Origin of the sequence: Burkholderia sp. 9777_1386, from assembly GCF_015712265.1 — a bacterium.
GTDB lineage: Bacteria > Pseudomonadota > Gammaproteobacteria > Burkholderiales > Burkholderiaceae > Burkholderia > Burkholderia cenocepacia.
Window position 1 is genome coordinate 1 of the sequence record NZ_JACCQB010000065.1, and the last position, 14030, is coordinate 14030.

Annotated in this window: 14 protein-coding genes; 10 read left to right on the top strand and 4 right to left on the bottom strand. The window is 70.5% G+C overall.

The window, feature by feature from the left end; all coding sequences use genetic code 11:
* Window positions 1–70: 70 nt before the first annotated feature.
* Genes H0X91_RS30630 through H0X91_RS30640 form a run of 3 tightly spaced genes read left to right on the top strand, consistent with a single transcriptional unit; the run spans window position 71 to window position 4020 of the window.
* Window positions 71–1540, top strand: coding sequence for a benzaldehyde dehydrogenase (locus tag H0X91_RS30630; protein WP_163126016.1), 1470 nt, complete (start codon window positions 71–73; stop codon window positions 1538–1540).
* A 14-nt stretch (window positions 1541–1554) separates the two neighbouring features.
* Complete coding sequence (locus tag H0X91_RS30635; RefSeq protein ID WP_080331984.1) at window positions 1555–2682, top strand: NAD(P)-dependent alcohol dehydrogenase; 1128 nt, start codon at window positions 1555–1557, stop codon at window positions 2680–2682.
* Between the two features lie 57 nt (window positions 2683–2739).
* The gene (locus H0X91_RS30640) at window positions 2740–4020 is read left to right on the top strand and encodes a helix-turn-helix domain-containing protein (protein WP_230205492.1); all 1281 of its coding nucleotides are present in this window, start codon (window positions 2740–2742) and stop codon (window positions 4018–4020) included.
* Window positions 4021–4248: 228 nt separating this feature from the next.
* Here the strand turns inward: H0X91_RS30640 and H0X91_RS30645 are convergent, their stop codons facing one another.
* Window positions 4249–5151, bottom strand: a complete 903-nt coding sequence (locus H0X91_RS30645; RefSeq protein ID WP_048987154.1) for a LysR family transcriptional regulator — start codon at window positions 5149–5151, stop codon at window positions 4249–4251.
* 158 nt (window positions 5152–5309) lie between these two features.
* Here H0X91_RS30645 and H0X91_RS30650 point away from each other — a divergent pair, with 158 nt between their 5' ends.
* Window positions 5310–6086 carry an SDR family NAD(P)-dependent oxidoreductase gene (locus tag H0X91_RS30650; RefSeq protein WP_077176132.1) on the top strand — a complete coding sequence of 259 codons (777 nt, stop codon included), beginning with the start codon at window positions 5310–5312 and terminating at the stop codon, window positions 6084–6086.
* Between the two features lie 28 nt (window positions 6087–6114).
* Here the strand turns inward: H0X91_RS30650 and H0X91_RS30655 are convergent, their stop codons facing one another.
* Entirely contained in the window at window positions 6115–7317 is a 1203-nt protein-coding gene (locus H0X91_RS30655; protein ID WP_034203614.1) for a sugar transporter, read from the bottom strand.
* A gap of 230 nt (window positions 7318–7547) precedes the next feature.
* Between H0X91_RS30655 and H0X91_RS30660 the strand changes: the two genes are divergently transcribed.
* Window positions 7548–8222 (top strand): HAD family hydrolase, encoded by a 675-nt coding sequence (locus H0X91_RS30660; protein ID WP_006498299.1) that lies wholly within the window; start codon window positions 7548–7550, stop codon window positions 8220–8222.
* Between the two features lie 3 nt (window positions 8223–8225).
* Here the strand turns inward: H0X91_RS30660 and H0X91_RS30665 are convergent, their stop codons facing one another.
* The gene (locus tag H0X91_RS30665; protein ID WP_006498300.1) at window positions 8226–8933 is read right to left on the bottom strand and encodes a succinate dehydrogenase/fumarate reductase iron-sulfur subunit; all 708 of its coding nucleotides are present in this window, start codon (window positions 8931–8933) and stop codon (window positions 8226–8228) included.
* Between the two features lie 87 nt (window positions 8934–9020).
* Window positions 9021–9263 carry a DUF6566 family protein gene (locus tag H0X91_RS30670; protein WP_006498301.1) on the bottom strand — a complete coding sequence of 81 codons (243 nt, stop codon included), beginning with the start codon at window positions 9261–9263 and terminating at the stop codon, window positions 9021–9023.
* A 176-nt stretch (window positions 9264–9439) separates the two neighbouring features.
* Between H0X91_RS30670 and H0X91_RS30675 the strand changes: the two genes are divergently transcribed.
* Genes H0X91_RS30675 through H0X91_RS30695 form a run of 5 tightly spaced genes read left to right on the top strand, consistent with a single transcriptional unit; the run spans window position 9440 to window position 13965 of the window.
* Window positions 9440–10135, top strand: a complete 696-nt coding sequence (locus H0X91_RS30675; RefSeq protein ID WP_034204034.1) for an MgtC/SapB family protein — start codon at window positions 9440–9442, stop codon at window positions 10133–10135.
* Complete coding sequence (locus H0X91_RS30680; protein ID WP_196433612.1) at window positions 10132–10470, top strand: hypothetical protein; 339 nt, start codon at window positions 10132–10134, stop codon at window positions 10468–10470. The genes H0X91_RS30675 and H0X91_RS30680 overlap by 4 nt, the downstream gene beginning before the upstream one ends.
* Window positions 10467–12665, top strand: a complete 2199-nt coding sequence (locus H0X91_RS30685) for a VTT domain-containing protein (RefSeq protein WP_059722895.1) — start codon at window positions 10467–10469, stop codon at window positions 12663–12665. The genes H0X91_RS30680 and H0X91_RS30685 overlap by 4 nt, the downstream gene beginning before the upstream one ends.
* Window positions 12656–13447: an endonuclease/exonuclease/phosphatase family protein gene (locus H0X91_RS30690; protein WP_006498305.1), complete on the top strand. Its 792-nt coding sequence runs from the start codon at window positions 12656–12658 to the stop codon at window positions 13445–13447. Before H0X91_RS30685 ends, H0X91_RS30690 begins: the two co-directional genes overlap by 10 nt.
* Window positions 13448–13476: 29 nt before the next feature.
* Entirely contained in the window at window positions 13477–13965 is a 489-nt protein-coding gene (locus H0X91_RS30695; protein ID WP_034203618.1) for a phage protein NinX family protein, read from the top strand.
* The last annotated feature ends 65 nt before the right edge of the window (window positions 13966–14030 follow it).

A 14030-nucleotide genomic window follows, 5' to 3' on the forward strand; every position in this document is an offset into this window, starting at 1 on the left:
CCCTCGCGCGCATGCCGATCGGCGCCAACCAACGCCGATCCGGCCGATCCGAATTTCCCCAGGAGCGCAAATGGATAGCAACACCCCCGCACTGTTCGACACCGACATCTGGCGCGGCAAGATCTTCAACGGAAGCTGGCACGCGAGCCCGCACGCGGCCGACGTAATCGAACCGGCGACCGGCAACGCGCTCGGCCGCATCGGCGTCGCCGACGCCGCAGCCATCGGCGAAGCATCAGCGACCGCCCACCGCGCCCAGCCCGCGTGGTTCGCCCTCCCCTACGACGAGCGCGCAGCCGTCCTGCGCCGCGCCGCAGCCATCGCCGAAACGCACGCCGACGCGATCGTCGACTGGCTCGTGCGCGAAAGCGGCTCGACCCGCGCAAAAGCTTCCTTCGAAACCGCCATCACCATCAAGGCACTGCACGAAGCCGCCAGCCTGCCATCACGCGCAGCCGGCGAAGTGCTCCCGTCCGCGGCCGGCCGCCTGTCGCTCGCGCGCCGCCGTCCGCGCGGCGTGGTCGGCGTGATCTCGCCGTTCAACTTCCCGCTGTACCTCGCGATGCGCGCCGTCGCGCCGGCGCTCGCACTCGGCAATGCGGTCGTGCTGAAGCCCGATCCGCGCACCGCCGTGTGCGGTGGCGTCGCGATCGCGCGCGTGTTCGAGCTTGCCGGCTTGCCCGAAGGCGTGCTGCACATGCTGCCCGGGGACGGCGCGGCCGGCGCGGCACTGGTCGCCGATCCACACGTCGCGATGATCCAGTTCACCGGCTCCACCGCGGCCGGGCGCAAGGTCGGCGAAGCGGCGGGCCGCCATCTGAAGAAGGTGTCGCTCGAACTCGGCGGCAAGAATTCGCTGATCGTGCTCGACGATGCCGACCTCGACCGCGCGGTCGCCAACACCGCATGGGGCGCGTATCTGCATCAAGGCCAGATCTGCATGGCGACCGGCCGCGTGCTCGTGCAGCGCGCGATTCACGACCGCTTCGTCGCGAAGCTCGTCGAGAAAGCGCGCAGCCTGCGCGTCGGCGACCCGGCCACCGGCGACGTCGGCCTCGGCCCGCTGATCAACGCCGCGCAACGCGACCATGCGGCGAGCGTGGTCGATGCGGCCCGCCGCGCGGGCGCACGCGTCGAGACGGGCGGCAATCATCGCGACCTGTTCTTCGAGCCGACCGTGCTGAGCGGCGTCGCGCCGGGCAATCCGGCGTTCGACGAGGAAATCTTCGGGCCGGTCGCGATCGTCGTGCCGTTCGATACCGACGAGGACGCGATCGCGCTCGCGAACCGGACCGAATACGGGCTGTCGATGGCGATCCTGTCCGCCGACGTCGGCCGCGCGCTGCGGATCGGCGAGCGCTTGAACACGGGGCTGCTGCACATCAACGACCAGACGGTCAACGACGAAGTGATCAACCCGTTCGGCGGCGTCGGCGCATCGGGCAATGGCTCGAGCATCGGCGGTGCGGCAAACTGGGAGGAATTCACGCAGTGGCAGTGGCTGACGATCAAGGGCGAAGCGCCGCCGTATCCGATTTGACGAGGAGACCGACCATGTACACCGAAAACGATACACGCGCCGTCACCGCGGCCGTCGCGCGCACCGCCGGCGCGCCGTTCTCGATCGAATCCGCCCGGATCCGCGCGCCGCGCGGCGACGAGGTGCTGGTGCGCGTCGTCGCGACCGGCTTGTGCCATACCGACCTGATCGTGCGCGACCAGTACTATCCGGTGCCGCTGCCGGCCGTGCTCGGTCACGAAGGCGCCGGCGTGGTCGAGGCGGTCGGCCCGAACGTGAAGACGCTCGCCGCGGGCGACCACGTCGTGCTGACCTATGGCGCGTGCGGCCACTGCACGTCGTGCGTCGGCGGTCACGGCGCGTATTGCCGGCAGTTCTTCGCGCTGAACTTCGGCGGCGCCGACGCCGACGGGCAAACCGCGCTTCGTGACGCATCCGGCCAACCGCTGCACGATCATTTCTTCGCGCAGTCGTCGTTCGCGAGCTACGCGCTCGCCCGCGAGAACAACGCGATCAAGGTGCCGAAGGAAGCACCGCTCGAGCTGCTCGGCCCGCTCGGCTGCGGGATCCAGACCGGCGCGGGCGCGGTGATCAATTCGCTCGCGGTGCGCACCGGCAGCAGCTTCGCGAGCTTCGGCGCGGGCGCGGTCGGCATGAGCGCCGTGATGGCCGCGCGCATCGCGGGCGCCACCACGATCATCGCCGTCGACATCGTGCCGTCGCGGCTCGCGCTGGCGCTCGAACTCGGCGCGACGCACGCGCTCAACAGCCGGGAAGTCGACGTCGTCGACGCGATCCGCGAGATCACCGGCGGCGGCGTCGACTACGCGCTCGAATCGACCGGGCTGCCGGCCGTGCTGTCGCAAGGAATCGACGCGCTGGGCTCGCGCGGGACGATGGGCGTGGTCGGCGCGCCGAAGCTCGGCACCAGGGCCGAATTCGACGTAAACAGCCTGCTGCTCGGCGGCCACACGATCCGCGGCATCGTCGAAGGCGACAGCGTGCCGCAGACGTTCATTCCGCAGCTCGTCCAACTGCACCTGCAGGGCCGGTTTCCGTTCGACCGGCTGGTGAAGTTCTATTCGCTCGAGCAGATCAACCAGGCCGCCGAGGACAGCAGCAAAGGCATCACGCTCAAGCCGATCCTGCGGTTGCCGCACTAGGCGCGGGGCGCCGCGGGCCGTCCGCCGATGCCGGGCGGCGCCACGCGGCGGGCGACCTTGCCGGGCACGAAAATGCCCGGCTTCGGGCAGCGGGCTATATTACGCATTCGCGCGACACGCCGGGCCGGCACGCCCGGCCCGACCATTCGACCTCACATGGAGCGCAGCGTGAACATGGCCCCTGAATCCCCTGCACGGCCGGTCGACCTCGACCGGCTCCGCGCCCGCTTCGCCGCGGGCGAGCCGCTGCCGGAAACGGCGTTGCCGGCCAGCGTCGCACGCTCGTGGCTGCGCTCGCGCGACGCCGGGCTGCGGCCCTGGCAAACCGCCCGCTATGAAATGCAGCGCGAGCGCGACGAATCGCGCGCGGACCGGCGGCTCGCCCGCTGCGTCGCGCAGGAGATCGAGCCGCTGTGGGCCGCATTCGGCGGCACCGAATGGACGATCATGTGCGTCAATCCGCACGGCACGATCGTCCATGCGCGGCGCAGCCCGCAATGCGACGACGCGCTGCTGACACCGATCGTCGCCGGACGCCGGATCGTCGAGCCGAACGTCGGCACGACCGCGCCGAGCTGCGTGATCCACGACGGCGCCGAGGCCATCGTCGCGGGCGCGCAGCATTATCTCCACGAGTTGTCGCGGGTGTTCTGCCTCGCGGTGCCGCTGGTGGGATTCGACGGTGAAGTGATCGGCGCGCTCGACATCACCGGCGTCGGCCGGCGCAACGTCGTGCAGTTGCGCGAACAGTTCCGGCACGCGGCGCTGTCCGCCGAGCAGCGGCTCTACGCGATGTTGCGTGACTGCCATCTGCTGCAGGTCCAGCATGACGCGCGCTGGCTCGGCACGCCGCTCGCCGGCGTCATCGCGCTCGACGAAGCGGGCCGCGTGCGCGCGGTGAGCCGCCTGGCGCGCCAGATGCTCGACCTCGCGCCGGCCGGCCCGGTGGCCCCGTACGATCTTCGGCAACTGTTTCCCGGCGCGACGCCCGCGCAGCAGCGCCGCTTGCTGACACCGGCGCGCACGCCGCAGCGGATCGCACGCGACGATGGTAGCCATGTATGGGTGCGCACCGTGCGTGCACCGCTCGACCGGGCGACGACGGCGCGCCACGCCGACGTGCTGGAAGACGCCGCCGACGTGTGCCGCACCGCATCGGCCGCGGGCCCTCAGGCGAGCCTGCACGAACAGTCGCTCGACGCGATCCGGCGGACGCTCGCCGAGCACGACGGCAACGTGTCGGCGGCCGCGCGGCAGCTCGGCATTTCCCGCACGACACTGTATGCGAAGCTCAGGCAGCTCGATGCGGCGGGAATCGGGTACGACGGGTCGCATTGACGGTTCGCGATAGCGGGCCGTGTGGCTGGCGATGGCGCCAAGCCACGCCCGCCGCTCATGCAACTGCAAAGCTGGCCGCGCGAGCCCGGCCGACAACGCACCGACCACGCCGCCGAAGGAGCCGATCCACGGTCGCCCGAACTCGCCGACTGCGATCATCGAATGCGGGTGCGTCGGCACCAGGACGCTGCCGCAGCGTGTCGGCCGACGGCACGGCGGCGACCACGCCTACTCCCGCCACGTCGCGTCCGCGAGCTTCGCCACCAGTTCGTCGTACACCACCCGGATACGCCTGGGCATCGGGCCGCGCCGCGGCCGATAGACGTGCAGCTTCCACGGCTCGGGTTCGAGGCTCGGCAACACCCGCACGAGGCGCCCCTTCCTGACGTACGGCCGCACCAGATACTCCGCGCACTGGCCGACCCCGACGCCCGCGCACACGGCCTCGATCTCCACCTCGGTGTCGTCGGTCAGGTAAGCCGGCGAAGGCGGCACGAACTGCTGTTCGCCGCGAAACATCCACGGCCACGGGCGCCCGCTCGCGCGGTCGATCAGGCAGGTCACCGGCATCGCTTCGAGCGCCTTGCGGTTTTTCGGCTCGCCCAGCCGCCGGATCAGCGCCGGCGCGGCCACCACCCACATCGGCAACGGCCCGACCATGCGCGCGACGAAGCGGTTGTCGCCGATCGCGCCGACGCGCACGCCGATGTCGATCTGCTCGTCGACCACCGGCGACGGCACGTCCGACAGCCGCAGATCGGGCACGAGCCCCGGATACCGCTGCATGAGGCCGGTGAGGATCGGCTGCACGTAGTGCCGCCCCATGCCCGACGGCGCGGTGATCCGGACGACGCCGACCGGTTCGTCGCGCTGACCGGTCGCCGGCCCGAACAGCCCGTCGACGACGGCCAGCGCGCCCTGCACCTCGCGCGCGAACGACTGCCCGAACGCGGTGATCCGGATGCTGCGGGTCGTCCGGTGAAACAGCGTTTCGCCGAGCATTTCCTCCAGCTCGCGCACCGCGCGCGTGACGACCTGCGGCGACACGCCGAGCCGCGCGGCCGCCTCGCGAAACGTCGGCGCGGTGGCAGCCGCGGCAAAGATCTTCAGGATGTCGAGGCGATTGAGCATGGGAAGCCTTTATGATGCTCGCGAAAAAGCGATTTTAATTCCTCAAAAAGGAATTCTAAATGCGCCATTGTTCCATTTTTTTGTCGCCGCCGAGCGACCACAATGCGCATCAGACGTCGCTTCGACGCAACGGGTCAACCACCACGGAGAAACGCATCATGAACGCAAGCAAGCACGCCGCCCCACTCGAAGGCCGCATCGCGCTGGTGACGGGCGCCAGTTCCGGCATCGGCCGCGCGTCGGCGCTCGAACTCGCGCGCCGCGGCGCGAAGGTCGTCGTGTCCGCCCGGCGCAAGGCCGAGCTCGATCGGCTGGTCGACGAGATCGCGACCGCCGGCGGCAACGCAACAGCCTTTGCCGCGGATGTCGCGAACGAAGCCGAGCTCCGCCAGTTGTTCGATTTCACGGAGTCGACCCACGGACGCCTCGACATCGCGTTCAACAATGCGGGCACGGAAGGCGTGTTCGCACCGATGCTCGAGCAGGACGCGGAAAGCTACGACCGCGTATTCGAGCCGAACGTGCGCGGGGTCTTCAATTCAATGAGGTTCGCCGCTGAAATCATGCTGCGTCAGGGCAAGGGCAGCATCATCAACAATGCGTCGATGGGCGGCGTCATCGGCTTCGAGAACGCGTCGGTGTATATCGCGAGCAAGCACGCGGTGATCGGGATGACGAAGACGGCGTCGATCGAATGGTTCAAACGGGGCGTGCGCGTCAACGCGCTGTGCCCGGGGCTGATCGATACGCCGTTCCATCATCGCGGCATCTGGCCGTCGGAGGACGCACGGCTCGCCTTCGCCGAATCGACGCCGGCCGGCCGCTGGGCGTCGGCCGACGAGATGGCGACGGTCGTCGCGTTCCTCGCGTCGGACGATTCCAGCTATGTGTCGGGGCACGCGCTGGTGGCCGACGGCGGCTACTCGGTCGCGTGATCCATCGGGCGCGAGCCGCGCGGCGGCTTCAGGGCGCGGGGGCCGCGACCGCGGCTTCCCGTTTCGCGTGCAGCCGCAACGCGGCCCACGCGATCCCGGCCGCGAAGATCGCGACCACGCCGCCGAAAGTGCCGATCCACGGCAGCCCGAAATCGCCCGCGATATGGTTGCCGAGCAGCGCGCCGGCGCCGATCCCGACGTTGTACAGCCCGGAGTAGATCGACACGGCCAGGTCGGTCGCCTCCGGCGCCAGCTTCAGCACCCACGCCTGCATCGCGAGCCCGAAACAGACGATCGCGCCGCCCCACACCAGCGTGTGCACGGACAGCGTGACGATGTTCAGCGCGCACGGAAACAGGATCAGCAGGCAGCCCGACAGCGCGACGATCGACGCCAGCAGGAAATCGTCGGGCCGGTGCGGATAGACGCGATTGAAGCAGACCGCGGCCGGCAGGCCGGCGACGCCGAACAGGATCAGCACGTAGGTGATCCGGCTGCTGCTCGCATGGTTGACGCTCTGCACGAACGGTTCGATGTACGTGTACGACGTGAAGTGCGCGGACACGACGAGCACGGTGATCGCGTACAGCGCGACCAGCGCCGGCTTGCGCAGGAACACGCCGATGCTGCTCAGCGAGCCCGCGCCCTGGCTCGGCAGCGACGGCAGCGTGGCACGCAGCAACAGCAGCGCGACGCCCGCCGCCCCCGCGATGATCAGGAACGTGACGCGCCAGCCGAACGCCTCGCCGATCACGCGGCCGAGCGGAATCCCGGCCACCATCGCGATCGCCGAGCCCATCGCGAGCAGGCTGAGCGCGCGGCTTTTGCGGTCGCTCGGCGCGAGCCGCACGGCGAGCGGGACCGAAATCGACCAGAACACCGCATGCGCGCACGCGATGCCGAGCCGGCCGATCATCAGCACCGTGAAATTCCACGCGACGCCGGTCACGACGTGGCTGCCGACGAACACCAGCAGCGCGACGCTCAACAACTTGCGGCGCTCGACGTGCCGCGTGACGAACGTCAGCGGCAACGACACGACCGCGACGGCCCACGCGTAGATCGTCAGCATCAGGCCGACCGCGGTCGGCTGCATCTGCAGGCTGTCGCCGATCGCGCTCAACAGCGCGACGGGCACGAATTCGGTGGTGTTGAAGATGAAGGCAGTGAGGGCCAGGGCCAGGACGCCCCACCACGATTGCCTGGAACTGACGGCGTCCGGTGTTGCCATGCGTGGATTCGACGAGACGAGGGTTGGGGGCGCGTACGGCGCGGGCGCGGCGTGGCGCGGAAAGCCCGGCCCCGCCCGGCACATCGCCGCGATTGTACCAGCGGCGAATGGCGCGCCACCGCCCGGCGCGGCAACGCGACATGGCGATGACACGGCTCAGCGCCGATAATGTGTCGACAGGGCATGCTTGCGGGCGATTTGCCCGACCATCATCGGGCCAGGAGGATTACATGCGCATTGAAACGTCATTTCTGTTCGATCTCGACGGCACGCTCGTCGACAGCGTCTATCAGCACGTGCTCGCGTGGAAGGAAGCACTCGATGCCGAAGGTATCGAACTGTCCGTGTGGCGCATCCACCGCAAGATCGGGATGAGCGGCGGCCTGTTCCTGAACCAGCTGCTGCGCGAGACGGCCGGCGACATCGACGCCGAACGCGTCGAGCGGCTCGCGCGGCTGCATGCGGCCGCGTATCAGCGGCTGCGCGCGCAGGTCCGGCCGCTGCCGGGCGCGCGCGAACTGCTGGCCGCGCTGTCGAATGCCGGCATTCGCTGGGCGATCGCGACCAGCGGGCGGATGGAAACGGCCGCCATCAATCTCGAGGCGCTCGGCGTCGATCCGGCGAAGAACGTCGTCGTCACGCGCGATCAGGTGAAGTACGCGAAGCCGGACCCGGACCTGTTCCTGACCGCCGCCGCGAAGCTGAACGTGCCGATCGAGCATACGGTGGTGGTCGGCGACAGTATCTGGGACATGCTCGCGGCGAGCCGCTGCCGCGCGCTCGGCGTCGGGCTGCTGGCGGGCGGGTATGGCAGCGACGAACTGGAACGCGCCGGCGCGCTGCGCGTGTACGACGATCCGGCCGACCTGCTGTGGCATCTGGACGAGGTGGCGGCGCGGCCGTAGGCGCTACACCGTCCGCCTGACCAGCATCGTCCGGATCTCCGAAATCGCCTTGGTCGGATTCAGCCCCTTCGGGCACACGTCCGTGCAGTTCATGATCGTCCGGCAGCGGAACAGCCGGTACGGATCCTCGAGATTGTCGAGCCGCTCGGCCGTCGCGAGATCGCGCGAATCGGCGATGAAGCGGTACGCCTGCAGCAGCCCGGCCGGACCGACGAACTTGTCCGGGTTCCACCAGTAGCTCGGACACGACGTCGAACAACACGCGCACAGGATGCATTCGTACAGCCCGTCGAGCTGGTCGCGCTCGTCCGGCGACTGCAGCCGTTCGCGCTCGGGCGGCGTCGTGTCGTTGATCAGGTATGGCCGGATCGAGTGGTACTGGTTGAAGAAGTCGGTCATGTCGACGATCAGGTCGCGCACCACCGGCAGCCCCGGCAACGGCCGCAGCACGATCTCGCGCGGCAGCGTCTGCATGTTGGTCAGGCACGCGAGGCCGTTCTTGCCGTTGATGTTCATCGCATCCGACCCGCAGATGCCTTCACGGCAGGAGCGCCGGTACGACAGCGTCTCGTCGTCGCGTTTCACGCGGCCGAGCACGTCGAGCAGCATGCGGTCGTCCGGGTTCACGTCGATCTCGAAGCGCTGCATGTAAGGCGCCGTGTCGCGATCGGGGTCGTAGCGGTAGATATGCAGGGTGCGCGGATCGCTCATCGATTCCTCCCGGCGCGGGCCGGCATGGGTTCACGGGGTGCTGCGCAAGTGCTGTCGCGGCACACGGCGCCGCAAGCGCCATGCCGGTCAGTCGTCGTCCACGCGCTTGTCGATCAGATAGCGGCCGCGCTCGACGCCCGCGCGCAGCGCCTCGACCTCGGTCAACCATTCGGGGCCGGCGGCCTCCGGCACATACAACTCGATGCGCGCGCCGTCGACGTACACCTGCACCTCGTCGCGCCATGCGCCCCGCTCGTTGGGTCGCGCCCAGACGAGAATCTCGTACCCGCGATACGGGTCCCGAACCTGTGCGTCCTGTTGATGTGGCACGGTGGCCTCCTGTCTTATCTGCGATGGCGATGCAAAAAATGCGCGCCGCATGCACGGCGCACACGCCGCGGGCCTTGCGCGCACGCGCCGTGCCCGGCCGGCACGGGGCTTGCGTCCCATTTCCGCATCGAACCGCTACCGCGCCGCACCACGCGGCGCCGGAAGGGATGCACATCATGATCAGCCACATCGAACTACTCGGACGCCTGCTGCTGGCCGCGCTGCTCGGCAGCGTGATCGGGCTCGAACGCGAGCGCCTGAACTGGGCCGCCGGGCTGCGCACGCACATGCTCGTGTGCGTCGGCTCCGCGCTCGTGATGCTGGTGTCGACGTTCGGCTTCGAGGACGTGCGCGGGCAAAACGGCGTCGTGCTCGATCCGTCGCGGGTCGCCGCGCAGGTGGTGTCCGGCATCGGCTTTCTCGGCGCGGGCTCGATCCTGCTGCGCGGCGAAGTGGTGCGCGGGCTGACGACGGCCGCGAGCCTGTGGGCCGTGGCCGGCGTCGGGCTTGCCGCGGGCGGCGGGATGGTGGTCGCGTCGATCGGCGCGACGGCGATCATGCTCGTGATCCTCGCCGGCGTGAAGCCGCTCGAGCGCCGCTTCATCGCGCAGCGCCAGCAGCGCACGCTGCTGCTCGTGGCCGAGCGCGGCGGCCTGACGCTCGGCACGCTGCACGAAGCGCTCGGCCCCGGCCGCGTGCGCGTGAAGCGGTTCATCGTCCAGCAGTCGGACGACGATCCGGATACCGACGACATCTCCGTCTCGTTCTCGCGCACGAGCGGGCCGGAATTTGCGGCGATCTGCGAAACGCTGCAACGCATCGCGTGCGTACGGACCTGTCAACCCGACACCTCGTCAAGGAGCCTCGTGTGACCCAGACCGACCTGCTCTCCTATCTCGTGACGAGCCAGCTGGCCGCGCGCATGCGCAGCGGCGCCTGGCTCACGACCAGCCAGCTGGTCGGCGCGTTGCGCGCGTGGCTCGCGTGCCAGCACGCCGAATGCGACTGGCTCGACCGGATCAGGATCGCACACGCGTCGGCGACGATCGCACAGGAGATCTACGAGATCGCGATCGCGCACGGCGATCCGCACAGCGGCGAACGCGTGCGGCTCGACGCGCATTCGCCGGAACTGCGGGCGCTGCGCGCGCGCTGCGACGCGCTGCTGCAGCGGATCGACGGCGGCCGGGACGTCGGCGCCCGATGATCGTGCCGGATCGCGCGACCCGCGCCGACGACGGCCGGCTCGACGCCGCGCCGGCGGCCGGCCCGCCGCGGCACGGCCTGCTCGAACGCGGGCGCAACTGCGACACGATCCGCGGCGCGGACCGCTTCGCGATGCTGGTCGACGGCGATGCGTACTTCTCGACGCTGCGCGCCGCGCTGCTGCGCGCGCGCCACACGGTGTTCATCGTCGGCTGGGACGTGGACAGCCGGATGCGGCTCGCGCCCGGCGGCGCCGACGACACGCTGCCCGACACGCTCGCGGCCTTCCTGCACGCGCTCGCGTCCGCCCGCCACAATCTGCGCATCTACGTGCTCGCGTGGGACTTCGCGATGATCTACGCGCTGGAGCGCGACTGGCCGCCCGTGTATCGGGCCGGCTGGCGCGCGCATCGCGGCATCCGGTTCCGGCTCGACGATGCGCACCCGCGCGGCGCGTCGCATCACCAGAAGCTCGTCGTGATCGACGACCGGCTCGCGTTCGTCGGCGGGCTCGACCTGACGCGCGCCCGCTGGGACACACCCGCGCATGCGGCCGACGATCCGCGCCGCCGCGACGAGCACGGCATGCCGTACGGGCCGTTCCACGACGTGCACGCGATGTTCGACGGCGACGCCGCCGCCGCGATCGGCGAGCAGGCGCGAGCGCGCTGGCTGCAGGCGTGCGGGCGCCCGATCGCGATCCGCGCGCAGCGGCATCTCGACCGCGCGGACGACGACGATCCGTGGCCGCCCGATGCGCGCGTCGACGTGCGCGACGTGCAGCTCGGCATCGCTTATACGGCGCCGCGTCACGGCGGCCGCGAGCCGGTGCGGCAGGTGCGCGCGCTCGTCGAGGACGCGATCCGCGCCGCGCGGCGGCACCTGTATGTCGAAAACCAGTATTTCACCGCCGCGGTGGTGCGCGAAGCGTTGTCCGCGCGCCTCGCCGACACGCACGGGCCGGACGTGACGGTCGTCGCGCCGCGCGTGCAGAGCGGCTGGCTGCAGGAAGCGACGATGGGCGTGCTGCGCGCGCGGCTGCACGCGACGCTCGCGTCGGCCGACCGCTTCGACCGCTACCGGCTGCTGTATCCGCACGTCGACGGGCTCGGCGACGGGTGCGTGAACGTGCACAGCAAGGTCGCGATCGTCGACGACGAATGCATCGTGATCGGCAGCGCGAACCTGAACAACCGCTCGATGCTGCTCGACACCGAATGCTGCATCGCGCTCGTCGCGGCCGGCGATCCCCGCATTCGCGCCGCGATCGCCGCCATGCGCGAGCGGCTGCTGGCCGAGCATCTCGGCACGACGCCCGCGGCGGTGGCCGACGCGTTCGCGTGCGGGGAACGGCCGAACGTCGTGCTCGACCGGCTGCGCGCGAAACCCGGCCGCACGCTGCGCACGCTCGATCCGGCCGTGTCGCCGCAATTCGAAGCGCTGGTGCCGGTCAGCGCGCGGCTCGACCCGGAACAGCCGATCGAACCGGACCGGTTCATCCGCGAATTCGTGCCGCACGAACAGCATCGCACGCTCACCGCGCGCTTTTTCGTGCTCGGTGCGATCGTGCTCGCGATCGCCGCGCTGGCGCTCGCGTGGCGCTTCACGCCGCTGGGTGCGCACCTGAACGTCGCATCGCTGTCGCACGCGGTGGCCGGCATCGCGCGGCTGCCGGCCGCGCCGGTGCTCCTGCTCGCGGCCTACGTGATCGCGGCGACCTGCGCGGTGCCGATCACGCTGCTGATCGCCGCGACGGGGCTCGTGTTCGGCGCGTGGCCGGGTTTCGCGTATGCAGGCATCGGCTCGATGGCAGCGGCCGCCGCGACCTACGCGCTCGGCCGCTGGCTCGGGCGCGACGCGGTGCGCCGGCTCGCCGGCCCGCGCGCGAACCGGCTGAGCGAGCGCATCGGCCGGCGCGGCGTGGTCGCGATGGCCGTGCTGCGGCTGCTGCCGATCGCTCCATTCACCGTCGTGAACCTCGTCGCCGGCGCGTCGCACATCGGGCTGCGCGACTTCCTGATCGGCACCGCGCTCGGGATGCTGCCGGGCATCGTGCTGACCGTCACGTTCGCGCACCAGCTGACCGCCGCGCTCAGCCATCCGGGGCCCGGCGCGTTCGCATGGCTCGCGGCGATCGGCCTCGTGCTGGTCGGCGTGTCGATCCTGCTCGTGAGGATGCTGCGACGATGGCGCTGAGCGAACACGCGGCCCCGCCACCGCACGTCGTCACCGCCGACGCGGCGCCCGCCGCCGCGCCGGGCGGGCGCGACCTGCGGATCGCGACCTACAACATCCACGGCGGCTACGGTGCGTGGCCGGCGCGCGCGGTCGACCGGATCGCGGCCGTGATCGACGAACTCGACGCGGACGTGATCGCGCTGCAGGAAGTGCCGCTCGGCGGCACGCGCGCGCCCGACGTGCTCGCGCATTTGCGCGACGCGACCGGCATGCACGCGGTGGCCGGCCCGACGATCGACACGCCGGAGCGCCGCTACGGCAACGCGGTGCTGTCGCGCTGCCCGATCCGCGCGGCGCGCACGCTCGACCTGTCGTTCCACCCGCGCGAGCCGCGTGGCGCGCTCGACGCCGACATCGACTGCGGCGCGGGCACGATCCGCGTGGTCGCGACCCATCTCGGGCTGTCCGCCAGCGAACGCAGCGCGCAGGTGCAGCGGCTGCTCGCGGCGTTCGACACCGGCGCGATGCCGGTGATCCTGCTCGGCGACATCAATGAGTGGTTCGTGCGCGGCCGCGCGCTGCAGGCGCTCGTCACGCGATTCCGGCGCGCGCCGGCGCCGCGCACGTTCCCGACCGTGTGCCCGGTGTTCTCGCTGGACCGGATCTGGATCCATCCGGGCGAGCTGCTGGTCGACGTGGTCGTGCACCGCAGCGCGCGGGCCCGGCACGCGTCGGACCACTATCCGCTGGTGGCCCGGATGCGCGCGACGCCCGCGACGGGCACGGCGCTTGCGCGGTGAGGCGTTTTTCGATCCGACGGAGTCAGCCCATGCGAACCGATGCCCTCGACGGAAAGGATCTCGATTACTGGTGCGCCCGCGCGTTGTGCGCCGATGACGAAGACACGCTGCGCTTCACGGCGGTCGCGCCGACCGTCGTCGTGACGGCCGCGTGCGACGCGTTCCGGCATCTCGACGCGCCGTTCGCGCCTTCGGCGTCGTGGGCCGACGCGGGCGCGGTGCTCGATCGCGTGGAGGATCTGCGGATCGCCCGCCATGGGAACGACGTCGAATGCGACGCGACCTTCGTCGACGGCCCGTCGACGTGCGGCGCGCATGGCCGCGATGCGCGCGTGGCGCTGCTGCGCGCGTTCGTGCGTGCGCGCTTCGGCGACGAGGTGGACGCGCCGCCGTCGTTCCCGCACCGGATCGAACATGGCGCGGTGGTGCGGTATGACCCGGGTGTGCCGATTCCTACTTCGGACGACGATCCGGCGACGGGCGACAGTTCGGATATTCGGTCGATTCCGCGCATGTAAGTGCAAGCGCGTGCCCGGCAATCATGTAAAAACGGCAGCCCCTTCAAGCCGGCCTCCCGCACACA